Here is a 23,506-nt window from a genome sequence, read left to right as displayed (position 1 = left end):
GGACGGGCTGCCGGACGGACCACCAGAGGGGTCGGGGGCGGGGTGGTGAGGAAGGCGGTGGGGGCGGCGGTGATGTCGGTGGGGAGTTCGAACGCGGCGGCCAGGGCGGCGGCGTGGGGGGTGAGCTCGTCGCAGACGGCGCGGCGCAGGGCCCACACCTCGTCGAGGACGCCGGGCGGGACGACGCCCTCGTTCAGCAGGTTCCCGGCGCGGCGGTCCAGCCAGCCGAGGGCGTGCAGGCGCAGGGCGGGGCGCAGGAGCGCGGGGCCGGTGTCGTGGGCGGCGGTGAGGATCTCCAGGACGGTGCGGTCGGCGCAGGCGGTAGCGGTGCGGGTGGCCAGGGCCAGGTTGTCGTTCCAGGCGGTGAACGGGTCGTGGCCGCGGGCGCGGGCGGCGGCGACGCGTTCGGCCAGGCGGTCGCGCATCCGGCGTTCGCAGTCGCGGGCCAGGTGCAGCCAGACGCGGGGCGAGGCGAGGTCGCCGCCGTCGGGCGGCCCGGCCGCGGGCGGGGGCGGGGGCGGCTGGTAGCCGTCCAGGTCGGCCATGGCGCGGGCGGTGTCGAACAGGATCAGCTCGTTGTCGCCGCCGGCGCTGGTGTAGGCGTGGGCGAGGCCGCGGTAGGCGTTCAGCCGGTCGGTCGCGGCGAAGCCGGGCGCGCCGCTGTGCGTGCGGCAGCGGGACACGGTGTCGTGGGCCTGGGCGGTGGCGGCGGCCTTGAGCAGCGCGAGGTCGCGGTCGACGGCGGACCAGGGCGCCCACGCGGTCGCGGGGCCGCCGGTCCCGGTCGCGGGCGGCGGGGCGGCGCGGCGGGACTTGGCGTGTCCGGCGACGGCGGTCAGCGCGTACGCGGAGGCGAGCGCGCCGAGGACCGCCTCGTTCTGGTTGCGGTAGTCGGTCAGCAGGCGGCGGGGCGCGAGGCGGCCGAGGGTGGTGCGGCCGGTCGAGTGGGCGAGCAGCACGCCGGCGGACGCGCGGGTGATCGCGGCGGAGGCGGAGACGACGGCGCGCCACACCGCGGGCGCGACGGCCATGGAGCGGGTCAGGCGCTGCGCCGGGCCGCCGGCGGGGTCGTGGAACGAGCCGTCCTCGCCGATGCGGGCGCCGTCGCGCAGCCACGCCTCGCGGGGGACCCACAGGCCGTCGAGCCGGACGGCCGCGTAGTCGACCTGGAGGCCGGTGGTCTCGGGCGCGGGGGTGATCCGGACGCCCTGCGGGATCCGTCCGTTCTCGCCGCGCAGCGGCACCACGAACACGAACACGCCGCGTTCGCTGCCGCCGTGGACGAGCGTCGCGTACACCGCGGCGGTCTTGGGGACCTGCGGGTGCGCGGTGTTGGTGGGGAACTTGGCGGCCTCGGCGTCGGGGGTGGTGAGGACGAACCCGCCGGTCCCGGGGTCGTGGCGGGCGATGGTGCGGGGCGACAGGTGGCTGTTGCTGCGTCCGGCCTCGGTCATCAGCAGGGTGCCGAACGAGGCCATCGTCTCCAGCGCGTCCCGTGCCTCGCGCGGCCCTTCCCGGTCCGCGCCGAACCGCAGGATCGGCCCGAGCGCGAGGGTGTAGTGCAGCAGCATGACGTGGAACAGGGCGGGGTCGGCGATTGCGGCGCGGTCCAGCAGCGCGCACAGGGCGGGCGGGTCGTCCAGCAGTTCGGGGCGGGCGGGCGGCGAGCCCGGCGCGGCGCAGCCGGGCGTAGGTGAGGGCCTGGTGCTCGCGCGCGGTGAGCCCGCCCGGGTAGGAGAAGAAGCCGGGCGGGACGGCGTCGGCGACGCGCAGCCGCGTCTTGGCGTCGAGCGCGTCCCGCGCACGAACTCCAGCAATTCCGGATCCGCCGCCCCGCCGCCGGCCGCTGCGCGCCCCCGCCGCCGCCACCGGCCGTCGCAGGCCCGGTCCCCGATCCGTCGGCCTGTGCGCTATCCCCTGCCGTGCCCGGTCCGGTGCCTGAGCCGGTGTCTGTGCCGGTGGGCGGTCCTGTGGGCGGTTCGTTGTCTCGTCCGGTGGCGGGGTGGCGTCGCTGGGGCCGGTTGCGGGTTCGGGGGCGTTGGGGGTGTGGCCGTTCATCACGATGCTCCCCTCAGGCGTTGGTCCGGGCCGCGGTTCGCTTGGCCGTCCGGGGTGCGGCCCGTGTGGGCGTCCGCGCGGCTGGTCGTGCGGCCGTCCGCTGGGCCGTCCGTCCGAGGGTCCGGCCGGGAGGCGGTCGGGGTGTTCGCGGGGGTGGGCGGGGTGTGGTGAGCGTTGCCATCGCCGTCCGGGCCGGTGAGCGGGGCGGCTGCGGCGGAGGGGGTGCGGTGGGCGGGGTTTGAGAGTCTCCGGGAACGGTCCCGGGTGGGGGCGCGCAGGGGTGCGAGGGTGCGGGTGCCGGGGAGGGTGAGGCGGGCGCATTGGCAGAGCGCGTCGCCGGCGCCCGCTTCGGCGAACGCGGTGGCGCCGGCGGCGCGGACGGCGCGCAGGGTGGCGGGGAGGCGTACGGGTCTGACGATGCAGTCGGCGAGGGCGCGGTGCAGGTCGTCGTCGTCGCGGTAGGCGCGGCCGCGGACCGGGGAGTGCACGGGCAGTTCGAGGGGGCGCTGCGGGAGGGGGCGGATCAGTTCGTACCACTCGTCGTCGGCGCCGCTCATCGCCGGGTGGTGCGCCAGGTAGGGCACGGCGAGGCGGACGGCGCGCACGCCGGTGGCGCGGGCGGTCCGCAGGACGTGTTCGAGGGGGCCGTCGGGTCCGCTGATCACGGTGGCGGCGGGGGCGTTGAGGCAGGCGACGACGACGTCGGGTTCGGCGGCGCGGCGGATGCGGTCGCGGGCGGCGTCCTCGCCGGCCTCCAGCAGGCCCATGCCGCCGCCGCGGCCGCGGCGGGCGAGGACCTCGACCAGGGCGGCGGCCATGCGGGCGCCGTCGGTGACGGTGAACGCGCCGGCGCAGACCAGGGCGGCGATCTCTCCGAAGCTCTGCCCGACCGCGTACGCGGGGGTGACGCCGGAGGCGCGCAGGACGCGGTCCACGGCGACCGAGGCGGTGTAGGAGGCGAGCTGGGCGACGCCGGGCGCGCGGGCGGCCTCGCGGTAGCGGGCGGGCCGTTCCAGCAGCAGGTCGCGCAGCGGGGGCGCGGCGGGCGGCAGTCCCTCCTGGACGGCGTCGGCGACGTCGGCGGCGAGGCGGCGGGCCGCGGGCCCGGCCGCGGTCAGCGTCCGCAGGTCGGGGGTGCCGCCGAGCCCGTCCCGGGGAACAGGAAGGCGCAGGCGTCGTCGGGCCCGATGTCCTGGGGCCAGGGGGCGGGTACGGGCACGCGGGTCTCCTTACCTCGACGGAAGGCTCACTTTCCTTAACCGACAAAGCCCGCTTTACCGAACGTTATGGATAAAAAGTCATGAAATGGGATTATTCGCTCAAGGGATCGGTCTGGCAACCATCCGTGGCGATACAGCGCCGGACCAGGCCCGACGGCCACACGCCCCGGCCCGGCGGGCCGGGGAACGGGAACGAGCACCCCCGGGCGCCGGCCGGCGCCGCCGGGGGGTGGGGAGCGACGCATGACCGAGCAGTCGTTCGACGGGCGGCGATGGGCGATCCGCGGGACCGGGGCGTACCTGCCCGGCCGCCGCGTCGGCAGCGAGGACCTCTCGCGCGCGATGGGCCTGGACCCGGGCTGGATCGAGGCGCGCACCGGGATCCGGCACCGGCACGTCGCGGCGGCCGGGCAGGCCGCCTCGGACCTGGCCGCCGGGGCCGCCCGGGACGCGCTGGAACGGGCCGGGCTGCGGCCGGCCGACCTCGGGCTGATCGTCCTCGGCACCTCCACCCCGACGAGCTCGGCCCGTCCACGGCGTGCCGGGTGCAGGCGCTGATCGGCGCGCGGCGGGCCGCCGCGTTCGACGTCGCCGCCGCCTGCACCGGGTTCGTGTACGGGCTCCAGGCGGCGGTCGGCTGGCTGTCCACCCAGCGCGGCGGGTCCCCGTACGCGCTGGTGATCGGCGTGGAGGTCTACTCCAGGTTCCTCAACGGCCGGGACCGGGCGACCGCGGCGCTGTTCGGCGACGGCGCCTCGGCGGCGGTGGTCGGGCCGGCGCCCGCCCCGTACGGGATCGGGACGGTCGCGCTCGGGTCGGACGGCTCGCGCGCGGGCGACGTGCTCATCCCGGCGGGCGGCAGCCGCGCGCCCGCGAGCGCGGGCACGCTGGCCGGGCTCGGGCACACCATCCACATGGACGGCCGCGCGGTGCGCGACTTCATCGCCGACATCTTCCCCGGCTGGTCGCCGAGGCGGCGGACGCGGCCGGGATCAAGCCGTCGGACCTGGCGCTGGTCGTCCCGCACCAGCCGAACCCGCGGCTGGTCGCCTCCCTCGCCGCGGACGCGGGCCTGGACCCGTCCCAGCTCGCCATCGCCGGGCACGAGGTCGGCAACATCGGCGCCGCGAGCCTGCCGTACGCGCTGGACCGCGCCGTGCGCACCCGCGGCGTCGAGCCGGGCGAGCTGGTGCTGCTGGCCGGCTTCGGCGCGGGCCTCACCTGGGGCCACGTCCTGATCACCTGGCCTCCGCCCACCGCCCCGCCCCGCGTCCCGGCCCGCCACCCCGCCGCCCTCGCCACCTGACACGGCGCGCACGGGGCCGTACGGCCCGTACCGCCCGTCCCCCCCGCCGGGCCGCGGGGTGGAGGGGACCCGGGGGTCAGGGGCGGGGGTTGAGGGTGAGGTAGGCGGTCAGGGTGAGGGCGCCGGTGGCGGCCTGGGCGGCGGCGAGGGACGGGGACGGGCCGTCCGCCAGGGCTTGGAGGGCGGGGGCGCAGCCGAGCGCGGCGAGGTCGGCGCCGGTCAAAGCCCACAGCAGGGGGCCGGTGGGCAGGGAGCCGATCGGGCTCAGGAGCACGGGCAGGGCGTGGTCGACGGGGCGGCGCCGCGCCATCCGCAGGGCTCCGGCGGCGAGTGCGGGCGCGCACAGGGCGCCGAACGGCCACCAGGGGCCGGGCGGGAGCGCTCCGGCGGCGTTCAGCGCGGTGAGCGCGAGGGTCAGCCAGGCGCCGCCGAGCAGGGCGGGCAGGAGGGCGCGGGCGGCGAGGACGGCGCGGCGGGGCGCTCGGGTCAGGCGGGCCAGTGCGGGGTCGTCGGCGTCGCGCCGCGCGCCGGTGGTGGCCGCGGCCGCGGCGGCCAGGGCTCCGGCGGCGAGGACCGCGACCGCCGCGGCGGGGACGGCGTGCGCGTGGGGGGCGAACGCGCGGGCGGTCAGGGCGGGGACGGCGCAGGCGGCGGCGAGCAGGGCCAGGCGGACGGGACGGCGCGACAGCCTGCGCCATTCCTGCCAGGCCACCGCGAGGGCGCCGCGCACGCGCACGGGGCCGAACGCGGCGGGCCAGGGGCGGGAGCGCAGGCGGCGGCCCCGCCAGCGGGCGTCCTCGGCGATCCAGGTCAGCGTCGCGGGGTCCAGGTTGAGCGCGGCGGCGGTGGCGTTGCCGGAACGGGTGGAGGCGTCCAGCAGGACCCGCGCGGGGATGCGGCCGAGCGCCGTCCAGGCGCGTGCGGCGACCGCGGCGGCGGCCGCCGACGCGGACGCGGCGGCGAGCCATGCCGGGACGGGCGCGGCGGCGATGGCGGTGGTGAGGTGGCGGCCGGGTCCCATGCTCGTGACCGCGGCGAGGGCCGCGGCGGCCAGCGCGACGCCGATCGCGGCCAGCAGCCAGGCGTCCCACCGGTGCGACGCCTGCGCCAGCACGGCCGCCGACGTCCCGCCGACCGCCGTGGCGGCGCCCACCGCCAGCGCGGCCAGCAGCCGCAGCGTGGCGTGGTCGGGCGCGCCGAGCGCGGCGAGCAGCGCCACCCCGAGCGCCACGCCGGCCACCGCGGACACCGCCAGCAGGATCAGCGCGCTGCGGCGCAGTACCGCGCGGCGCGGCAGCGGCGACAGCAGCAGCCACGCCGCGTCCGCCGGTGACAACGCCACCGGCCCGAACGCCCGCGCCGCTGCCAGCGCCCCGGCGACCAGCAGCGCGATCAGGGCGAGTCCCGCGCCCGCCCGCGCCGGGTCCGCCGCGCCGGGGACCGCGCCCACCGCCCGCCCGGCCGCGGGCGCGGCCAGCACGAACGCCACCGCGGCCCCGAACAGGATCGTGTACCGGTCGGTCCAGGTCCGTTCCCGCCGCCGCGACCGCACCAGCCCCCGCACCGCCGCCACCCCGACACCGACGTCGGGCCCGCGAGCGCCGCCAGCGCTGGGACCAGGACCCGGACCGGGTGGGGGTGGGGGGCCGGTGGGGCGGTCCGCGGGGTCATGCGGGCTCCAGGGTGAGGACGCGGGCGCCGGTGGCCTCGGCGAGGCGGGGGTCGTGGGTGGCCATCACCACCGTGCCGCCGTCGGCCGCGTACCGGGTGAGGAGGTCGGCGAGCCGGGTGCGGAACGCGGCGTCCAGGCCGCGTTCGGGCTCGTCGAGCAGGAGCAGGCGGCTCGGCCGCAGCAGGGCCATGGCCAGCGACAGCCGCTGGCGCTGCCCGGTCGACAGGGAGAGCGGCGCCAGGTCGGCCCGCCCGGTGAGCTCGAACAGCTCCAGCGCCGCGGCGGCGTCCATCCGGGCGGGCCCGTGGACGGCGCGCATCAGTTCCAGGTGTTCGCGGGTGCTGAGCCCGGGGTACCAGGAGGGTTCGTCGGCGACCAGGACGACGTCGCGCCAGAACCCGGGTTCGTCGGCGGGCGCCCGGCCGAACACGCCGATCCGCCCGTCCGCGCGCTGGAGCCCGGCCAGGCAGCGCAGCAGGGTGCTCTTGCCGACGCCGTTCGGGCCGACGACCGCGACGAGGTCGCCGGGGGCCGCGGTCAGGTCCACCGCGCGCAGGATCGGCGCGCCGCCGAGCTCGACGCCGACGCCGCGCGCCTCGATGACCGCCTCGATCGTCTCCGCCATGCGCCCGACCCTAACGGGGACGGCCCGCGCGTCCTGCGCGGGCCGTTCCCGTCCGTTCTGCCGTGCGCGTCCGTCCTGCCGTGCGCGTTGGCTCCGCGCGGGGGTCAGCGCTTGAGGGTGCGGAGGAGGGCGCGGGTCTCGGCGCGGCGGTCGCGGGCGATGAGCGCGAACACGGCGGCGAACGCGGCGGGCAGCGCCGCCCAGGCGGGTTCCAGCACGAGGATCTGGGTGAGCGCGGCGCCGGCCATGAGGCCGATGAGGGCGGTCGCGGCGACGCCGGCGAGCCGCGGGATCAGCAGGCCGATCGCCCCGGCCGCCTCGGCGGCGCCGGTCACGTACCGGAGCCACTGGCCCCAGCCGATCTGGTTGAACGTCTCGATCGCGTCCTTCTGCCCGGCGAACTTCGGCATGGCCGACCCGATGAGCAGGAACGCCGCCAGCAGGATCTGCGCCGCCCACAGCACCCGCCGCGCGGTGCGGTTGGAGGAGGCGGAGGTGCCGGCGGTGGGGGTGGCGGTGGTGTGCGTGGTGGCGGTCATGGTGGCGTTCCTTCCGTGCCGGGTCGTTGCCTTCTGCTGACGCGTCGCACGGGCGGTCGCCGATTCGACATCGCCGCCGATTTTTCTCCGACTTTTTTCTGGGACCGGTCTTTCCGCAGGTCAGGCGGGTGCGTGGGGTGGGGTGGTCACCTGAGGAGGAGGCCGTGGCCGTCGCGGACGGCCGCGCGGAGCCAGCGCAGGCAGTCGTCGAGCCACGGGTCGTCCACGGCGGCGGCGAGGAACTCCTCGAAGTCGGGCGGCAGCGTCACGCGGACCTTCTGCCCGTGGGGGACGCGGCGGTTCCACTCGCGGGCGAGGCGGGCGTAGGGGGCGGCGTCGACGGTCCGCGCCGCGGCGCCCTCCGCCCCGTACGAGCCGTCCGCCCCGTACGGGGTGCCCGCGGTCTCGGGGCGGTGCGCGGGGGTGGCGGGCCAGGACGGGGCGGGCGGGGTGGGCGGTGGCGGTTCGGTGAGGACGCGGTCGCGGATCTCGACCAGTTCGGGGCGCGCCGCCCACTCGTCGGCGCTGCCGCGTGCGGTCAGGGCGCGTTGGCGCAGGGGTTCCCATTCGTGCGCGAGGGTCCGGGCGGTGCTGTGGGCGTACCAGGCGCGCAGGTACGGGCGGTGCCGTCCGTCGCGTACGGCGGCGAGGTGCTCGGTCCAGCGGCGCAGGCGGCCGGGGAGTTCGTCGGGCAGGTGGGTGCGGTAGGCGGCGAGCCGCCATTCGGCGGGCAGGACGGGGCTCAGGCCGACGGTGTTGACGCGGCGGGCGCTGTCGGGTCCCGGGTCGATCTCGACGTGGTCCCACAGCGGGTCCCTGCCGTCCGCGCCGCTGGCCCCGTCCGCGCCGGGCGCGTCGTGCGCGGTGGGGGGCGGTGGGGCGGTCAGGTGGTGGAGGTCGCCGGGCAGCCGTCCGCCGCCGGCGTACCGGGCGGCCTGGTCGTGGACCAGGGCCTCCAGTACGGCGCGGGGCACGGCGGGCCGCGGCCGCATCCGGATCCAGTCGATGCCCACCGTCGGCTCCTTGGGCGCCCGTTCCCCGACAACGCGAGTGGCCAGCGTAGCCGGAGCGGGTCCGGGGCGCGGCTCACCATTCCGACAGGACGAGCGCCTGGACGGCGAGCGCGGTGAGCGCCTGCGCGGCGAGCCAGGTCCGGGCGGGCGGGCGGTGGGGGGCGGCGGCCACGACGATCCACATCGCGTACGGGATCCAGATCCGTTCGACCTCGCCGCGTGTCACCCCTGAGGCGTCCAGGACGAGCGTGCCCAGCAGCGCCGCCGCGGCGAGCAGCGTCCCGGCGGGGATCGCGGACGGTGCGCGGGCGCCGCGCCGCAGGGTGCGCAGCAGGTCGGGCAGCGCGTGGGCGACCGCGGGCCCGGTGAGCAGCCCCAGCACGGCCAGGTCGCCGAACAGGAAGTAGGCGTAGGACCGCTGCGCCGAGCCGCGGCTGACCAGGTAGGTGTCGAGCGTGGCGCGCACACCGTCCGGCCACCAGAACCCGGTGAGGGTGAACGCCGCCGGGACGACGGCCAGCCCGCACGCCAGCAGCGCCAGCGTCCGCCATCGGGGCCGTGCCATCAGCAGCACCGCCAGGGGAACGGCCCCGAACGGCAGCATCCCGTAGTTGAGGTAGGGCAGCGCCCCGAGCAGCAGCCCGCCCCCGAGGGCCGCGCCCCCGGCCGCGACCGCGGGAAGCCGACCGGAGGCGGGACCGGCCGCGGCGAAGGACCTGTCGGCGCGGCGTCGGGGGCGGGCGGTGAGGGCGAGGAGGGCGGTGCCCAGGCGGCGACGCCGAGGAAGAACGCGTCCATCGTGGTCGCGATCCACAGGGCGGCCGGGGCCAGCACCAGGTACGGGAGGGCGCGGCGGGCGGTGTCCTCGCCGGCGAGGCGCCGCAGGGTGATCGTGATCGCGGCGACCGACGAGGTCCCGGCGGCGATCACGAACGCGGCGGCCCAGCCGGTGCCGCCGAACCCGGCGGCTTCCAGCGCCCACACGACCAGAGTGGGGAGCGGGGGGTGGCCGCGCACGTGGGTGGGGTAGCCGCCGAGGCGTTCGGTGAACGTGCGGAGCCATTCGGCGGGGTCGGGCCGTACGGCGGGCAGGCCGGCGGCGTACTCGGTGGGGGCGTCGAACGGACGGGCGAGGGCGCCGAGCCCGTCGGCGGCGGCCAGCGCGACCGCCCACGCGGCCGAGCACGCCCATCCGGCGGCCGGGAGGAGCCTCCAGGGCAGCCGTGCCGCCAGCGGGGGCAGCGCGGCCACGGCGAGGGCGGCGGTGCAGGCGGCGGGCAGGATCCGCCAGGTGGGTGCGCGGAGTTCGGCGTGCAGGGGCGGGAGCCGGTCCTCGGTGGCGATTCCTGCGCGGCGCAGCCACCAGCCGACCGCGAACACCGCGGCGATCCCCGCGGCCCACACCGCGACGGCGATCCATCCGCCGCGCCCGCGCGTCCCGGTACGGCCGCGGTCTGGTGCGCGGCGCCCGTCGGAGCGTCCGCCCTCCCGGTCCCGGCGGTCTCGGGGCCGGGGCCCCGTTCGGCTCGCCGGGGTGGGTTTCGGGCGCGGGTTCGGGCGGAGGTTCGGGTGCGGGTTCGCGCAGGGCGTGGTCGGGGTCGTTGGGGTCGGGGTGGGGGGCCGTCATCGCCGGGTGCCTCCCTTCGCCGTCGCGCGGCGGGCGGCGCGGCGGTGGGTGCGGCGGCGGGTGGTGTGGTGGCGGGCGAGGGCGTGGGCGGCGGCGGTCAGCGCGGCGATGGTGGTGACGGCGGCGAGGATGATCAGCAGGTTGCGGCCGTACGGGAGGGGGAGGCGGGAGGGGGTGTCGGCGCGGCGTCCGTATCCGAGGACGAGCGGGAGGGAGACCAGGGTGAGGGTTCCGCCGGTCAGGAGGGCGGCCTGGACGATCCGCCGGTACGGGGGGCGCAGGCGGGTGGTGGCGAGTCCGGCGGCGAGGACGGCCGGGGCCAGGACGCCGTCGTGGGCGATGGCGGCGCCGGCGAACCAGACGGCCCATCCGGGCAGGTCCAGGTGCGTGGCGAGGCCGTGCGCGCCGAAGCCCATCAGGGCGAGGCCGGCGAGGGCGACGGTCAGGCGGCCTTTCGCGGCGGCGGCCCTCTCCCCCGCGGCGCGGACGCGCCCCGCCGCGCGGCCCGCGCCGTGCCGCCCGCCGCGGGTGCGGGTGGTGGGGCGGGTCATGGCAGGACCACCAGGCGGTGCACCCATTTGGTCTGCATGACGCCGGGGCGGTTGGGGGCGATGAGGCGGCAGGGGTGGCCGTGGTCGGGGTGGAGCGGCGCGCCGTTCACCCCGTAGGCGAGCAGGGTCAGCGGGTCGTGCCAGTGGGGCGGCGCGACGAGGGAGGTGCGGTACGGGCCGGCGGGTTCCAGGGACTCGACCCGTACGCGGGCGTCGTCGGGGGTCCCGGCGAGCCGCAGGACGTCGCGGAGCCGTACGCCGTGCCAGGTCGCCTCGGCGCTCCAGCCTTCGACGCAGGCGATCGGGAGCCGGGCCCGGTGGGCGGGCATGGCGTGCAGGTCCGCGAGGGTGAGGGCCACCTCGTGGTCGACGTCGCCGGTGACGGTGAGGCGCCAGCGGGGGTCGCGGGCGGCGGCGGTGACGCCGGCGGCGACGGCGGACTTGTTGACGGGCAGCCGCTGCGGTCCGTTGCCGGGGCGGCGGGGCGCGAGGACCGCGAGCCGCGCCAGGGGGGTGAACGTCTCGCCGGCGGTGGTGAGGGTGACGGCGCCGGCGGCCGCGGTGACCGTCGCGAGGAACGCCCGCCGGGCGGTGGTGTCGGCGGGGGGTTCGGCGGGGACGGCGTCGCGGGGGCGGGTCATCACGGTGCGGCGCGCTTTCGGCCATTGGTGGGCGAGGTGGACGAGCATCGCGCCGGCCAGCACGTAGGAGGTCCAGTAGTGCGCGGTGGGGAAGAAGAACGGGAACGGGTACCAGTAGGCGATGTTCAGCACGCCGGTGAGGACCTGGAACAGCGCGCCGGCGACCAGCGCGAACGTCAGCGCGCGGGTGAGGGCGTGCCCGGCGGACCGTACGGGGGGCCAGCGCAGCAGCTCGGGGTAGACGGTCCAGAGTTTGGCGAGCAGCGGCGGCACGGCCGCCAGCCCGCCGATCACGTGCAGGCCCTGCGTGACCCGGTACAGGCCGGCCGGCCGCGGCGGCCAGTCCGCCCAGCCGGGCGGATGCTGCATGAAGTGGCTGATCAGGCCGGTGACGAACGCGGTGGTGAACGCGGCGCCGAGCCAGATCCCGAGCCAGGACGCCGTGCGTTCGCCGTGCAGGGGGCTGGTGAACCGGCGCTGGAGCGCCGCGGGACCGGGCGGCCGGGCGGGGCCGTTCAGAAGCGCAGGTCGGCGAACCATCGGCCGGCCTCCCCCCACAGGTCGGCGGTGGTGGCCGCGGTCGCGGCGGCGATGGCGGGGACGGCGTCGGCCGACACCCGCGCCCACGCGAACCAGGCGCCGACCGCGCCGGGCGCGCGCAGCCGCAGCGGCCCGGTGCCGGTCGCGGCGCCGGGCGGTTCGACCTCGACCAGGGCGCGTCCGCCGGGCGCGGTGAGTGCGCGGACGCGGCGCAGCAGCGCGGCGGGGTCGCCGCCGATGCCGATGTTGCCGTCGGCGAGCAGGACGGTGCGCCAGCGGCCCGCGCCCGGCACGCGGCCGAACACGTCGCGGACCAGCGCCGGGCCGCCCGCCGCGCGGGTGAGTGCGACGGCGTAGGGGGCGATGTCGATGCCGAGGACGGGGACGCCGCGTCCGGCGAGCGCGACCGTCAGCCGCCCGGGGCCGGACCCGACGTCCAGGGTGGGGCCGTCGCACCGGTCGAGCAGGCCGGTGTCGCCGGGGCGGAGCGCCAGCCAGTCCCCCACGGGCAGGGGGCGGCGGTGTCCCTGCGCGTCCTCGATCTCGACGGCGGAACGGCCTTGCAGCGCCTCCTCGTACAGTTCGCCGATCACGCGGTCGCCTCCCGCAGCGCGCCGCCCCGCCCGCCGGGAGGCGCGACCGCGGCCACGGCGCGCCGGGAGGCGCGGGGCGTGGTGTGCAGGGCGCGCAGGGCGAAGGCGAAGCGGCCGTCGGGGCGGACGCGGCGACGGCGGCGGCGTCCTCGGCGGTGTCGACGTCGGTGAGCTCGGGCAGGATCGCGACGGTCAGCCCGGCGGCGCGCAGGCGGCCGAGCTGGAGGTGCCCGGTGTCGGGCCGCGACATCGGCACCCCGCGCAGCAGCGCGGCGTCGGGCCGCCGCAGGCCGAGCAGCCAGAACCCGCCGTCGGAGGCGGGCCCGATCACCGCGTCGCTTCCGGTCAGGGCGCGGGCGGCGCCGTCCAGGAGGGCGGGGGTGAGCTGCGGGGTGTCCATGCCGATGAGGACGAGGGGGCGGGGGCCGGCGGCATGCTCGGCGGCGCGGTGGGCGTCGTCGAACGCGGCGGCGATCCGTTCGTCCAGGCCGTCGCCGCGCTGGGGGACGACGGCGAACCCCGGCGGCAGCCACGGCCCGGGGCGTCCGGCCAGGGCGAGCGTGCGCCGCCGGACGGTGCGCGCCGCGACCGCCGTGTCGAGGGTGTCGGTGAGCGCGGCCTCGGCGAGCAGCGCGGCCTGCTCGGGGGTGTAGGGCGGGGTGAGGCGGGTCTTGACCCGTCCGGGCACCGGCTCCTTGGCGATCACGATCAGGTCGCACAGGTCCCCGCCGCCCCCGCCGCGCCCCGCGCCCGTACCGGCCGGGGTGTCCGGGGTGTTCGCGGGGGTCATGGGGCGACCCGGGCGAGGACGCGGCGCATGTCGCGGACGGCGCGGACGGTGCCGCCGACGGTGCCGGTGACCTTGGACGCGCCGGTGCGCGGCCGGTACGCCACGTCGAGCTCGGTGACGCGCCAGCCCGCGAGGGCGGCGCGCAGCACCATCTCCAGCGGGTAGCCGAAGCGGCGGTCGGCCAGGTCCAGGTCCAGCAGGTCGGCGCGGCGCGCGGCGCGCATCGGGCCGAGGTCGCGCAGGCGGGTTCCGGCGCGGCGGTTGAGGGACCGGGCCAGGACGGCGTTGCCGAGGCGGGCGTGCGGCGGCCACGCGCCGCGCCCGACGGGGCGGCGCCGTCCGAGCACCAGCCCCGGAACCGTCCCGCGCCCCGCGCCGAAGGCCGTCCCGTCGGAGGGTGCGACCGCCGGTCCGAGCACCGGTCCGAGCGCCGTGCCGGGGAACGGATCGGAGACCGTGCCGAGCGCCGGATCGGAGGCCGGGGTGGGCACAGCGCCGGGGGCCGGTCCGGCGGCGGGGGTGGGGAGGGCGGCGACCAGGCGGGGGAGGTCGGCGGGGTCGAGGGAGGCGTCGGCGTCCATCACGCACACGACCTCGGTGCGGGCGGCGAGCAGGCCCGCGTGGCAGGCGGCGCCGAAGCCGCGCTGGGTGGCGGGGACGACCCGGGCGCCGTGTTTGGCGGCGACCCGCGCGGAGTCGTCGGTGGAGGCGTTGTCGACCACGAGGGGCCGGTAGCCGGCGGGCATGCGGGACAGGACCCAGGGCAGCGCCTCGGCCTCGTCGAGGCAGGGAAGGACTACGTCGATCACGGTGCTGACGCTACTTTCGGTGACGGTCGGACGACCCTTACGAACCGGTGACGGGCGCCGCGGCGAACTCGGCCATCCCGTCGGCGAACGCGACGGAGGCGCAGAAGCCCAGTTCGCGGCGGGCCCGGTCGGGGCGGCGACGATGTGCCGCACGTCGCCGAGCCGGTAGCCGCCGGTGACGCGGGGTTCGGGTCCGCCGTGGGCGAGGGCGAGGGCGGCGGCGAGGTCCCCGATCGTGCGGGGCTCGCCCGAGGCGATGTTGTACGCCCGCGGGCCGCCGCGGCCGGGGCCGTCGTGGGCGTGTTCGAGGGCGAGGACGTTGGCGCGGGCGACGTCGCGGACGTGCACGAAGTCGCGGCGCTGCCGGCCGTCCTCGAACACCAGCGGGGCCTCGCCGCGCGCCAGCCGCGACCGGAACAGCGCGGCGACTCCGGCGTACGGGGTGTCGCGCGGCATCCGCGGCCCGTAGACGTTGTGGTAGCGCAGGGCGGTGACCGTCGCGCCGGTCGTCCTCGCCCAGGACGCGGCGAGGTGTTCCTGGGCGAGTTTGGTGTCGGCGTAGGCGTTGCGGGGGTCGGGGGCGGCGTCCTCGGCGACGGCGCCCGGGGCGAGGGGCCGCCCGCAGGTGGGGCAGCCGGGTTCGTACCGTCCGGCCCGCAGGGCGTCCTCGGGGCGGGGCCCGGGGCGTACGGGGCCGTGCTCGGGGCAGGTGTAGGCGCCCTCCCCGTACACGACCATGGAGGACGCCAGGACGAGCGCGCCGACGCCGGCGCGGGCCATCTCCGCCAGCAGGACGGCGGTTCCGTGCACGTTGACCGAGGCGTAGTCGGGCAGGTCGTGCACGTCGACGCCGAGGCCGACCATGGCGGCCTGGTGGCAGACGGCGTCGATGCCGCACAGCAGGTCGGCGACGCGTCCGGCGTCGCGGACGTCGGAGCGGTCGGGGGCGGCGAGGTCCAGTTCCCTGACCTGGTGCCCGGCGGCGGTCAGGGCCTCGGCGATGTGCGACCCGATGAATCCGGCGGAGCCGGTGAGCAGTACTCGCATGCGACCGAACGTAGGCCGCGGGACGCCCCCCGAACGGCCGCGACGCCTCCCGGGGCCCGTCTCGTACGGGACTCGTAAGATTTGCCCCCGCCGGCCCGCCCCCGGCGGGGGCCGGGGCGTTCAGCGCAGGGTGGACAGGCCGCCGTCGACGTGCAGGACCTGCCCGGTGATGTACCCGGCGCGGGACGACAGCAGGAACACCGCGGCGTCGGCGACCTCCCACGCGGTGCCCTGCCGGTGCATGGGGATGAGGCGGGCGACGCGGTCGCGGTCGGCGTTCCCGGCGGACGCGGCGCGGCCCATGACGGTGTCGATGAGGCCCGGCGCGACGACGTTGGCGCGGACGCCGCGCGCGGCGCCCTCGGCGGCGATGTGGCGGACCAGCCCGGTCAGGCCCGCCTTGGACGCGTCGTACGACGGCGAGCGGCTGCCGGGCTTGGTCCCGGCCAGGGACCCGATGAACACCAGCGCGGCGCCGTCGTCCAGCAGCGGCAGCGCCGCCTTGCCGACCATGAACGGGCCGCGCAGGTTGAGGCGCAGGACGCGGTCCCAGTCCTCGACGCCCGTTCCCTCCAGCCCGTAGCCGGAGCCGATCCCGGCGTTGAACACCACGCCGTCCAGCCCGCCGAGGGCCTCGGCGGCGGACGCGACCATCCGTTCGACCGCGCCGGGGTCGGCGGCGTCGGCGGTGAGGGCGTGCGCGGCGCCGCCCTCGCGCGCGATCCAGTCGGCGGTGGCGGACGCGGCGGAGGCGTCGAGGTCGGCGCAGGCGACCCCGGCGCCCTCGCGGGCGGCGGCGACCGCGATGGCGCGGCCGTTGCCGACGGGCGGGTCGGGGTCGTCGCTGGGGGCGGTCCCGGCGCCCACGACCAGGATCCGGCGTCCGCTCAGCAGTCCGTGCTCGGCCATGCCCGGCACCGTAGCGGCAACGCCCCCGCCGCCCAGACCCAAGATCGCGCCGCGCCCCTCGCGGACGGCGGGCCGGGCGCGGGCGCGGTGAGAAGTCCGGACCGGGCGGGGTCCGGGGTGGTTAGGGTCGGGGGATGCGAGTTCTTCCGGGCGCCGAGGAGCCGGCGGTGGTGGTGGAGCGTGCCGAGGGGCACGGCGGGGAGCTGGCGCTGCGGCGCGCCGGCGCCGACTTCGAGATCATCAGCAACGGGGTGTTCCTGATGGACACCCGCAACGGCGAATCCGAGCGGCTGCTGGTCCGTACGGCCGTCCAGTGGCTCACCTCCCCCGCCGCTCGGGGACCGGGCGGCGCGAGCGCCGGGGCCGGCGCGGGTCCGGGCGGGCTTCGGGTGCTGGTCGGGGGGCTCGGGGTCGGGTTCTCGCTGGCCGAGGCGGTGCGGCTGCCGGAGGTCGCGGCGGTGACGGTGGTCGAACGGGAACCGGCGGTGATCGCCTGGCACGACACGTTCCTGCGCCCGTACTCCGAAGGGGCGCTGGAGGACCCCCGCGTGTCGGTGGTGTGCGCCGACCTGGTGGCCTGGCTGGAACGCGCCCCCGAGCCGGACGGCGCGGACCCGGCGCCCCCGGGCGCGGGCGGGGCGTTCGACGTGGTGTGCCTCGACATCGACAACGGGCCGGAGTGGACGGTCACGCCCGGGAACGCGCGCCTGTACGGGGAGTCGGGGCTGGCGCTGGTGGGGCGGCGGCTCGCGTCGGGCGGCGTGCTGGCGGTGTGGAGCGCGGGGGCCGCGCCGGTGTTCGAGGAACTGCTCCGCGGCCGCTTCGGGCGGGTCGGGGCCGTACCGGTGGAGGTCCCCCGCGGGGAGCCGGACGTGGTCTACCTCGCCTCCCTCCCCCGCCCCTGAACGGACGTCCCCGAGCGGCTCCCGGACGGCTCCCCGGACGGAGCGGCGGGCGTCCGGCGGTGGTCGGCGGGGCCGAAGCCCGTGGCGGCTCGGAGCGGTGGGTGGGCTTGGGGCGACCGCGCGATCCGTGCGTCTGGAGCGATTCGCTAGGTTTCTGGGCTAGAGAGGATCTTTAGGAGGATTCGTGGCTACTGCTCATGCTGCCCGGCGGCGTTCGGCCGTTCTGGGCGATCTGCTCCCCGGGTCGCTGGCCCGCGACGCGGCGCTGGTCGTCGGCGCGGCCGTGTTCGTCGGGGTCGCCGCGCAGGTCTCGGTGCCGCTGCCGGGCACGCCGGTGCCGGTGTCGGGCCAGCCGTTCGCGGTGCTGCTGGCCGGCGCGGCGCTCGGCGGGGGCCGCGCGGCGCTCGGAATGGTGATCTACCTGCTGGCGGGCATGGCGGGGATGCCGTGGTTCGTGGACGGCGCGTCGGGCACGGGCGCGCCGTCGCTGGGGTACGTGGCCGGGTTCGTGGTGGCGGCCGCGGTGGTCGGGCGGCTGGCCGAGCGGGGCGGCGACCGGACCCCGGCGCGGACGGTCGGGACGATGCTGGTCGGGACGGCGCTGATGTACGCGGCGGGCGTCCCGTACCTGATGGCGTCGCTGCACGTCGGCTTCGGCCGGGCGCTGGAACTGGGCGTGACGCCGTTCCTCGCGGGCGACGGCCTGAAGGTGCTGCTGGCGGCGGGCCTGCTGCCGGCGGCGTGGAAGCTGGTCGGCTCGGAACGCGGCCGTTCGGCCTGACCGGCCCCGGCGGCCCGTGCGCGCGGCCCGCGACGGAACGCTCCGTCGCGGGCCGCGCTCCGTTGCCCCGGCGCCCGGTCCGCGGGTCCGCGCCCGTACGTTCGGATGCGTCCGGACATCGCCTGCGGCCGGACGTTGAGGCGCGCCGGGACGGGGAACGGTAGGCCGGACGGGGCGCCCGGGCGGCCGGCCCGTCCGGGGGCCCGGGTGTGGCGGACGCCTCATCGGGAGCCGGGACCCCGACTGTTTGAACAGGTTCAATTCTCCCGTACAGTGGCTCACGTGAAGCTGGCCGTGACCGCACCCGACCGCCTGGTCGTGCGAACCGTGCGGGTCGCCGACCCCGGCGACCTGATCTCCCGTCTCCCCCACCCGTCCGCGCTGGCCTGGGTCCGGCACGGCGAGGGCCTGGTCGGCTGGGGCGAGGCCGCCCGGCTGCACGTGCCCGGCGGCGCCGGACGGTTCGCCGCCGCCGACCGGTGGCTGCGCGAGCTGTTCGGCTCGGCGCGGATCGACGACCCGGTGGGCGTCCCCGGCTCGGGCCCGGTCGCGTTCGGCGGATTCGGATTCGACCCGAAATCACCGGACTCGGTGCTGATCGTCCCGCGCCGGATCCTCGGCCGCCGGGACGGGCAGGCGTGGCTGACGACCGTCGGCGAACCCGACGAGCCCCTGTCGATCGTCCGCGACCCCCGCGCCCCGAACGGCTGAGCTGGAGCGACGGCGCCCTCACCGCCCCGGCTGGCAGAACGCCGTCGGCGCGGCGGTCGAACGGATCCGCGGGGGACGGCTCGGCAAGGTCGTCCTGGCCCGCGACCTGTACGCGCACGCCGCCGAGCCCATCGACGCGCGGGTGCTGCTGCGCCGCCTCGCCGACCGCTACCCCGGCTGCTACACCTTCGCCCACGCGGGCCTGGTCGGCGCGACCCCCGAACTGCTGATCCGCCGCACGGGCGGGCGGATCGGCTCCCTGGTCCTCGCGGGCACCACCGCCCGCGGCACCGACGACGCCGACGACCGCGACCGCGCCGCCCGGCTGTTCGCCTCCGCCAAGGACCGCCAGGAGCACGCCTACGCCGCCGAGATGGTCCGCGACGCCCTCGCCCCGCTGTGCGCGGAACTGGAGGTGCCCGCCGAGCCCGAACTGCTGCGCCTGGCCAACCTGATGCACCTGGCCTCCCCCGTGCGGGGACGGCTGCTGGAGGAGCGCTCGGTCCTGGACGTGGTCGCGGCGCTGCACCCCACGCCCGCGGTCGGCGGCACGCCCACCGACGTGGCGATGGACCTGATCCGCGAACTGGAGGGCATGGACCGCGGACGCTACGCCGGCCCGGTCGGCTGGATCGACGCCCGCGGCGACGGCGAGTGGGGCATCGCGCTGCGCTGCGCCGAGCTCGACGGGACGCGCGCGCGGCTGTTCGCCGGATGCGGGATCGTCGCCGACTCCGACCCGGCCGCCGAACTCGTGGAGGCCCAGACCAAGTTCCGCGCCATGCGCCACGCCCTCGAAGGCTGAGCCCAGCCCGGACCGCGCCCGAGCGCGGGCCGTGCCCCAGCCGGACCCGAGCCGAACCCAAATCGTGATCTTGGTCGCGGGCGGCGGCCCCACCCCCTTCCCCAAGGGCACGGACGGGCTCCAGAGGCGCGTACGGGACCCGACGCGCATGCCGTGACCTGGACCGGAACGCCCGGAACGGTCAGGTCCGCGGTCAATGCCCGACACGCCCCACCGGCCTCGCGGAGCACCGCCCAGGGGTGCAATGATCGGATCCGTGTCTCAAGACGATCCGAGGACCCCGCCCGGCATGGACGTCATCTGGCCCTCGCCGGCACGCACCTACGACTACCTCCTGGGCGGCCGCGACAACTACGCCGTCGACCGGCAGGCCGCGGAGAGCCTCCTGCGGATGGCCCCGAGGTCCGCGACCTCGCCGTGCAGAACAGGGCGTTCCTGCGCCGCGCCGTCCGGTTCCTCGCCGAGGACGCCGGGATCGAACGGTTCCTCGACATCGGGTCCGGCCTGCCGACCGCCGACAACGTCCACGAGATCGCCCAGCGCAGCGCCCCCGGGGCCCGCGTCGTCTACGTCGACTCCGACCCGGTCGTCCAATCGAGGCCATGTTCGACGGCCTGGACACCGTCGAACCGGGAATCGTGGACGTCCAGGACTGGCGCCCCTCCGAACGCGTCCCCGTCGCCCCCTGGCGCGCCCTCGCCGGAGTCGCCCGCGTCCCCTGACCCCACTCCCGCCCCCCCCGACACACCCGTCCGCACCCGTACGCACTGCGCGCACTCTGCGCGCGTCCTGAACACATCCTGCACGCGCCCTGCACGCCGCCCGCGCCCCCGCCGCACACGCGCCGCACACCCGCCGCGAACCCGCTGGACGCCCGCTGCGCGCCGCGTTCGAGAACACCGCTCCCATCTGCGATCATGTCCGCCCGGACGCCCCACCCGCACGTCCGAACGGCGGGACGGCCGAGCGTCACGCGCCAACACCCGAAGACCCGAAGACCCGAAGAAACCCAACGACCCGGAGGACGAACGACCGTGGACGTCGAGCGGACCGCGCTGCCCGGCATCGGCCTACAGCACGTGCTGACCACCGGCCGAGGCCGCCAGATCGGGGTCATCTCCCACCGCAACGGCCGCCGCGACCTGGTCGTCTACGACAAGGAAGACCCCGACACCTGCGTGGTCACCGTCGCCCTGTCGGCCGAGGAGGCCAACGCCATCGCCGAGTTCCTCGGCACCGCCCGCATCGTCGAGCACCTCGCCGAACTCCAGCGCCAGGTCGAAGGGCTCGTCACCGAACAGCTCGCCATCGCCCCCGGCTCCCCCTACGACGGACGCCCCCTCGGCGACACCCAGGCCCGCACCCGCAGCGGCGCCTCCATCGTCGCCGTCGTCCGCTCCGGCCAGGTCCACGCCAGCCCCCGCCCCGACTTCGTCTTCGCCGCCGGCGACACCGTCGTCGTCGTCGGAACCGGCGAGGGAACCGCCGCCGTCGCGCAGATCCTCGCCGACGGCTGATCGCGTATGCACACTGCGGTCCAACTGATCGAACTCGGCTCCATCATCCTCGGCCTCGGCCTGCTCGGCGCCGTGTCCGTCCGCTTCTCCATCTCCCCATCCCCCTCTACCTCGTCGCCGGCCTCGCCTTCGGCGCCGGCGGCATCCTGCCCCTCGGCGCCAGCGAGGACTTCGTCGCCATCGGCGCCGAGGTCGGCGTCATCCTCCTGCTGTTCACCCTCGGCCTGGAGTACACCGCCGACGAACTCGTCGGCACCCTGCGCACCTCCGCGCCCGTCGGCGTCCTCGACATGCTCCTGAACGCCTCGCCCGGCGTCCTCGCCGCACTCCTGCTCGGCTGGGGACCCGTCGCCGCCGTCGCCATGGGCGGCATCACCTACGTCACCTCCTCCGGCATCACCGCCAAGGTCATCGGCGACCTCGGCTGGCTCGGCAACCGCGAGACCCCCGCACTGCTGTCGGTGCTGGTCTTCGAGGACCTCGCCATGGCCGCCTACCTGCCCATCCTCACCGCGCTCCTCGCCGGCGCCGGCCTGCTCGGCGGCGCCGCCGCCCTCGCCATCGCCGCCGTCACCATCGCCGTCATCCTCTACGTCGCCCTGCGCCACGGCGCCCTCGTCGAACGGTTCGTCGCCAGCCCCAGCGAGGAGGTCCTCCTCCTCAAGGTCCTCGGCCTCACCCTCCTCGTCGCCGGCATCGCCCAGCAGCTCCAGGTCTCCGCCGCCGTCGGCGCGTTCCTCGTCGGCATCGCCCTGTCCGGCCCCTCGCCCACACCGCCCAGAAACTCCTCACCCCGCTGCGCGACCTGTTCGCCGCCGTCTTCTTCGTCTTCTTCGGCCTGCACACCGACCCCGCCGACCTCCCGCCCGTCCTCGGCATCGCCGCGCTCCTGGCCCTCGCCGGCATCGCCACCAAACTCGGCACCGGCTGGATCGCCGCACGCCGCGCCGGCGTCGCCGTGACCGGACGGCTCCGCGCCGGAGCCGCCCTCATCCCCCGCGGCGAGTTCAACATCGTCATCGCCGGACTCGCCGTCACCGCGGGCACCAACCAGCGCCTCGGCCCCCTCGCCGCCGCCTACGTCCTCATCCTCGCGATCGCCGGGCCCCTCATCGCCCGCGTCACCGAACCGTTCGCCCAGACCGTCCGCGCCCGCCGCACCCGCCCCGCTACCACACCCGGCACGCCGACCACACCCGCCACGCCCACCACGTCCGGCACGGAACGGCGCGGACCCGGCCGCAGCGCCAACGGCGACAGCGCCCCGGCCCCCAAAGAACCCCAAGAACCCAACGAACCCGTTGAACCGTCCGACTCGCCGACCAGCGCCGGCTGACCACCCCGCCCCGCGCCCGCGCCCGCACCTGCGGCACGGACCCGTACCACCGCCTCGTCCGCCTCACCCCTGAGAGTGACCCCGCCCGACCCCACCCGGGACCCGCCGACCCGAACAGCGCCCCCGGAACGTCAGCGCCCCCGGGAACGTCAGCGGGCGCGCGACGACGCGGGCGCCGGCGGCTGGCAGCGCGGGCACCAGAACAGGTTCCGCCCCGCCAGCACCTCCGTGCGCACCTCCGTCCCGCACACCAGGCACGGCAACCCCGCCCGCCGGTACACGTACACCTCACCACCGTGATCGTCCACACGCGGCGGACGGCCCATCGCCGCCGGCGTGTGCTCCGGACGCACCGTGTCGATCCGCCCCGTCCGCACACCCTCCGCCATCAGCACCACCAGATCCGCCCAGACCGCGTCCCACCGCTCCCGCGGCAGCGCACGCCCCTGCAACCGCGGATCCACCCCCTGCCGGAACAGCACCTCGGCCCGGTAGATGTTCCCCGGCCCCGCCACCACCGCCTGATCCATCAGCAGCGCCGCCACACTCGTACGGCTCCGCGAGATCCGCCTCCACGCCGCGTCCGGATCGGCGTCCGCCCGCAACGGGTCCGGCCCCAGCCGGTCCCGCAGCACCTTCACCTCACCCGGCTCCAGCAGCTCGCACGCGTTCGGCCCGCGCAGATCCGCGTACCCCGCGGCGTCCCCCGCCGCCTCCGGGCCCGTCTCCAACCGCAACCGCACCGCACCCGTCGGCGCCGGAGCCGCCCCCGCCCCGAACCCGAACTTCCCGTAGATCCCCAGATGAACGTGCAACAGCCGCTCATCGTCGAACCGCAGCAGCAGATGCTTCCCGTGCGCCGACGCCTCCAGCAGCGTCCGCCCGTCCAGCCGCGCCGCCCCCTCCGCGAACCGCCCCTGCGGACTCGACGCGCGAACGCGACGGCCGCCGAACAACGCGTCGTGTTCGGCGGCCAGACGGTGGATCGTGTGTCCCTCAGGCATGATCGGCCAAGCATAAACCTCAGCCGCGCAACGGCTCGCCCACCTCGCGCATGTGCGCCAGCGCCTGCCGGTACGACTCCACCATCCCCGTCTCGGCGTACGGCAGCCCCACCCGGGCGCAGTGCTCGCGCACCATCGGCTGCACCTTCCGCAGGCTCGGCCGCGGCAGGCTCGGGAACAGGTGGTGCTCGATCTGGTAGTTCAGCCCCCGGTGAACCAGTCGGTGAACAGCCCGCCCCGCACGTTCCGCGACGTCAGCACCTGCCGCCGCAGATGGCACCACTTCTCCCCCGGAGCCGGCATCATCATCCCCTTGTGGTTCGGCGCGAACACCGACCCGAGATGCACCCCGAACAGCCCCTGGTGCAGCAGGATCAGCACGACCGCCTTCCCCGGCGACAGCACCGAGAACGCCAGCGCCAGATACCCCACCGCGTGCACCGCGAACAGCGTCCCCTCAAGCAGCACCTCGCGCCGCGCCCGCCCCCGCAGGTACAGCACGCTGTT

Annotated in this window: 23 protein-coding genes and 6 pseudogenes; 12 read left to right on the top strand and 17 right to left on the bottom strand. The window is 77.2% G+C overall.

Translation table 11 applies throughout. From position 1 onward, the window contains the following. Positions 1-140 precede the first annotated feature (140 nt). Together GEV43_RS56735 and GEV43_RS41005 are read right to left on the bottom strand one after the other, a co-directional pair. Positions 141-1,031: pseudogene (locus tag GEV43_RS56735) on the bottom strand (hypothetical protein); the annotation flags it as partial. 1,026 nt (positions 1,032-2,057) lie between these two features. After that, positions 2,058-2,993: an acyltransferase domain-containing protein gene (locus GEV43_RS41005; protein WP_309240218.1), complete on the bottom strand. Its 936-nt coding sequence runs from the start codon at positions 2,991-2,993 to the stop codon at positions 2,058-2,060. 528 nt (positions 2,994-3,521) lie between these two features. Here GEV43_RS41005 and GEV43_RS52520 point away from each other — a divergent pair. From GEV43_RS52520 to GEV43_RS52510, 3 genes and pseudogenes are all read left to right on the top strand, one after another. Next, a complete protein-coding gene (locus tag GEV43_RS52520) occupies positions 3,522-3,836 on the top strand; it encodes a hypothetical protein (RefSeq protein ID WP_241684234.1) in 315 nt (104 codons plus the stop codon). Continuing rightward, a pseudogene (locus GEV43_RS52515) lies at positions 3,824-4,042 on the top strand (3-oxoacyl-ACP synthase); the annotation flags it as partial. The gene GEV43_RS52520 and the pseudogene GEV43_RS52515, both read left to right, overlap by 13 nt. A 197-nt stretch (positions 4,043-4,239) precedes the next feature. Continuing rightward, positions 4,240-4,584 (top strand): 3-oxoacyl-[acyl-carrier-protein] synthase III C-terminal domain-containing protein, encoded by a 345-nt coding sequence (locus GEV43_RS52510; protein WP_309240255.1) that lies wholly within the window; start codon positions 4,240-4,242, stop codon positions 4,582-4,584. A 76-nt stretch (positions 4,585-4,660) separates the two neighbouring features. Here the strand turns inward: GEV43_RS52510 and GEV43_RS40995 are convergent, their stop codons facing one another. The 13 genes and pseudogenes from GEV43_RS40995 to GEV43_RS40935 form a co-directional block, all read right to left on the bottom strand. Further along, positions 4,661-6,157: a DUF6297 family protein gene (locus GEV43_RS40995; RefSeq protein WP_309240217.1), complete on the bottom strand. Its 1,497-nt coding sequence runs from the start codon at positions 6,155-6,157 to the stop codon at positions 4,661-4,663. A 94-nt stretch (positions 6,158-6,251) separates the two neighbouring features. Beyond that, positions 6,252-6,881, bottom strand: coding sequence for an ABC transporter ATP-binding protein (locus GEV43_RS40990; RefSeq protein ID WP_160825953.1), 630 nt, complete (start codon positions 6,879-6,881; stop codon positions 6,252-6,254). Positions 6,882-6,985: 104 nt separating this feature from the next. Then, a complete protein-coding gene (locus GEV43_RS40985; RefSeq protein ID WP_160825952.1) occupies positions 6,986-7,420 on the bottom strand; it encodes a DoxX family protein in 435 nt (144 codons plus the stop codon). Between the two features lie 146 nt (positions 7,421-7,566). After that, the gene (locus GEV43_RS40980) at positions 7,567-8,433 is read right to left on the bottom strand and encodes a hypothetical protein (protein ID WP_160825951.1); all 867 of its coding nucleotides are present in this window, start codon (positions 8,431-8,433) and stop codon (positions 7,567-7,569) included. Positions 8,434-8,506: 73 nt separating this feature from the next. Beyond that, the gene (locus tag GEV43_RS40975; RefSeq protein WP_160825950.1) at positions 8,507-9,037 is read right to left on the bottom strand and encodes a hypothetical protein; all 531 of its coding nucleotides are present in this window, start codon (positions 9,035-9,037) and stop codon (positions 8,507-8,509) included. Then, the gene (locus tag GEV43_RS40970) at positions 8,998-9,837 is read right to left on the bottom strand and encodes a hypothetical protein (RefSeq protein ID WP_160825949.1); all 840 of its coding nucleotides are present in this window, start codon (positions 9,835-9,837) and stop codon (positions 8,998-9,000) included. Before GEV43_RS40970 ends, GEV43_RS40975 begins: the two co-directional genes overlap by 40 nt. A gap of 219 nt (positions 9,838-10,056) precedes the next feature. Beyond that, the gene (locus tag GEV43_RS40965) at positions 10,057-10,611 is read right to left on the bottom strand and encodes a hypothetical protein (RefSeq protein WP_160825948.1); all 555 of its coding nucleotides are present in this window, start codon (positions 10,609-10,611) and stop codon (positions 10,057-10,059) included. Next, positions 10,608-11,792, bottom strand: coding sequence for a molybdopterin-dependent oxidoreductase (locus GEV43_RS40960; protein WP_160826153.1), 1,185 nt, complete (start codon positions 11,790-11,792; stop codon positions 10,608-10,610). Before GEV43_RS40960 ends, GEV43_RS40965 begins: the two co-directional genes overlap by 4 nt. Then, positions 11,768-12,385, bottom strand: coding sequence for a methyltransferase domain-containing protein (locus tag GEV43_RS40955; protein ID WP_160826152.1), 618 nt, complete (start codon positions 12,383-12,385; stop codon positions 11,768-11,770). The genes GEV43_RS40960 and GEV43_RS40955 overlap by 25 nt, the downstream gene beginning before the upstream one ends. 205 nt (positions 12,386-12,590) lie before the next feature. Then, positions 12,591-13,175 (bottom strand): annotated as a pseudogene (locus GEV43_RS40950) (DUF2064 domain-containing protein); the annotation flags it as partial. Further along, positions 13,172-13,984 carry a glycosyltransferase family 2 protein gene (locus GEV43_RS56730; RefSeq protein ID WP_160825947.1) on the bottom strand — a complete coding sequence of 271 codons (813 nt, stop codon included), beginning with the start codon at positions 13,982-13,984 and terminating at the stop codon, positions 13,172-13,174. The pseudogene GEV43_RS40950 and the gene GEV43_RS56730, both read right to left, overlap by 4 nt. Positions 13,985-14,260: 276 nt before the next feature. Further along, a pseudogene (locus GEV43_RS56725) lies at positions 14,261-15,031 on the bottom strand (NAD-dependent epimerase/dehydratase family protein); the annotation flags it as partial. 120 nt (positions 15,032-15,151) lie between these two features. Beyond that, the gene (locus tag GEV43_RS40935; RefSeq protein WP_160825946.1) at positions 15,152-15,940 is read right to left on the bottom strand and encodes an SDR family NAD(P)-dependent oxidoreductase; all 789 of its coding nucleotides are present in this window, start codon (positions 15,938-15,940) and stop codon (positions 15,152-15,154) included. A 134-nt stretch (positions 15,941-16,074) separates the two neighbouring features. Between GEV43_RS40935 and GEV43_RS40930 the strand changes: the two genes are divergently transcribed. From GEV43_RS40930 to GEV43_RS55590, 9 genes and pseudogenes are all read left to right on the top strand, one after another. After that, positions 16,075-16,845 (top strand): spermidine synthase, encoded by a 771-nt coding sequence (locus GEV43_RS40930; protein ID WP_160825945.1) that lies wholly within the window; start codon positions 16,075-16,077, stop codon positions 16,843-16,845. A 184-nt stretch (positions 16,846-17,029) separates the two neighbouring features. Next, on the top strand, positions 17,030-17,626 hold the full coding sequence (locus tag GEV43_RS40925; RefSeq protein WP_160825944.1) for a biotin transporter BioY: 597 nt from the start codon (positions 17,030-17,032) through the stop codon (positions 17,624-17,626). Positions 17,627-17,908: 282 nt separating this feature from the next. Continuing rightward, positions 17,909-18,337, top strand: coding sequence for a hypothetical protein (locus GEV43_RS55605; protein WP_241684232.1), 429 nt, complete (start codon positions 17,909-17,911; stop codon positions 18,335-18,337). Position 18,338: 1 nt separating this feature from the next. Next, positions 18,339-19,142: an isochorismate synthase gene (locus tag GEV43_RS40920; protein ID WP_241684437.1), complete on the top strand. Its 804-nt coding sequence runs from the start codon at positions 18,339-18,341 to the stop codon at positions 19,140-19,142. 196 nt (positions 19,143-19,338) lie between these two features. Beyond that, positions 19,339-19,676 (top strand): annotated as a pseudogene (locus GEV43_RS55600) (SAM-dependent methyltransferase); the annotation flags it as partial. 68 nt (positions 19,677-19,744) lie between these two features. Then, positions 19,745-19,864, top strand: a complete 120-nt coding sequence (locus tag GEV43_RS47510; protein ID WP_175250960.1) for an SAM-dependent methyltransferase — start codon at positions 19,745-19,747, stop codon at positions 19,862-19,864. Between the two features lie 312 nt (positions 19,865-20,176). Beyond that, positions 20,177-20,659 (top strand): cation:proton antiporter regulatory subunit, encoded by a 483-nt coding sequence (locus GEV43_RS40910; protein ID WP_309240216.1) that lies wholly within the window; start codon positions 20,177-20,179, stop codon positions 20,657-20,659. Continuing rightward, positions 20,656-21,363, top strand: a pseudogene (locus GEV43_RS55595) (cation:proton antiporter); the annotation flags it as partial. The gene GEV43_RS40910 and the pseudogene GEV43_RS55595, both read left to right, overlap by 4 nt. Positions 21,364-21,455: 92 nt before the next feature. Further along, the gene (locus GEV43_RS55590; RefSeq protein ID WP_309240254.1) at positions 21,456-21,995 is read left to right on the top strand and encodes a cation:proton antiporter; all 540 of its coding nucleotides are present in this window, start codon (positions 21,456-21,458) and stop codon (positions 21,993-21,995) included. 149 nt (positions 21,996-22,144) lie between these two features. Here GEV43_RS55590 and GEV43_RS40900 read toward each other — a convergent pair whose 3' ends face one another. Together GEV43_RS40900 and GEV43_RS55585 are read right to left on the bottom strand one after the other, a co-directional pair. Continuing rightward, positions 22,145-22,999 carry an Fpg/Nei family DNA glycosylase gene (locus tag GEV43_RS40900; RefSeq protein ID WP_160825942.1) on the bottom strand — a complete coding sequence of 285 codons (855 nt, stop codon included), beginning with the start codon at positions 22,997-22,999 and terminating at the stop codon, positions 22,145-22,147. A gap of 201 nt (positions 23,000-23,200) precedes the next feature. Beyond that, positions 23,201-23,500 carry a hypothetical protein gene (locus GEV43_RS55585; protein WP_309240215.1) on the bottom strand — a complete coding sequence of 100 codons (300 nt, stop codon included), beginning with the start codon at positions 23,498-23,500 and terminating at the stop codon, positions 23,201-23,203. Positions 23,501-23,506 lie beyond the last annotated feature (6 nt).

Source organism: Actinomadura sp. J1-007 (genome assembly GCF_009793335.1).
In the GTDB taxonomy this organism is placed as follows: domain Bacteria; phylum Actinomycetota; class Actinomycetes; order Streptosporangiales; family Streptosporangiaceae; genus Spirillospora; species Spirillospora yumaensis.
This window is presented reverse-complemented; position numbering and strand designations above follow the sequence as displayed.

Coding starts and splice junctions, on each gene's coding strand:
- GEV43_RS52520 (WP_241684234.1), top strand. CDS start 3,522: ATGACCGAGCAGTCGTTCGACGGGCGGCGATGGGCGATCCGCGGGACC.
- GEV43_RS40990 (WP_160825953.1), bottom strand. CDS start 6,881: ATGGCGGAGACGATCGAGGCGGTCATCGAGGCGCGCGGCGTCGGCGTC.
- GEV43_RS40985 (WP_160825952.1), bottom strand. CDS start 7,420: ATGACCGCCACCACGCACACCACCGCCACCCCCACCGCCGGCACCTCC.
- GEV43_RS40975 (WP_160825950.1), bottom strand. CDS start 9,037: ATGCTGCCGTTCGGGGCCGTTCCCCTGGCGGTGCTGCTGATGGCACGG.
- GEV43_RS40965 (WP_160825948.1), bottom strand. CDS start 10,611: ATGACCCGCCCCACCACCCGCACCCGCGGCGGGCGGCACGGCGCGGGC.
- GEV43_RS40960 (WP_160826153.1), bottom strand. CDS start 11,792: ATGGTTCGCCGACCTGCGCTTCTGAACGGCCCCGCCCGGCCGCCCGGT.
- GEV43_RS40935 (WP_160825946.1), bottom strand. CDS start 15,940: ATGGCCGAGCACGGACTGCTGAGCGGACGCCGGATCCTGGTCGTGGGC.
- GEV43_RS40930 (WP_160825945.1), top strand. CDS start 16,075: ATGCGAGTTCTTCCGGGCGCCGAGGAGCCGGCGGTGGTGGTGGAGCGT.
- GEV43_RS47510 (WP_175250960.1), top strand. CDS start 19,745: ATGTTCGACGGCCTGGACACCGTCGAACCGGGAATCGTGGACGTCCAG.
- GEV43_RS40900 (WP_160825942.1), bottom strand. CDS start 22,999: ATGCCTGAGGGACACACGATCCACCGTCTGGCCGCCGAACACGACGCG.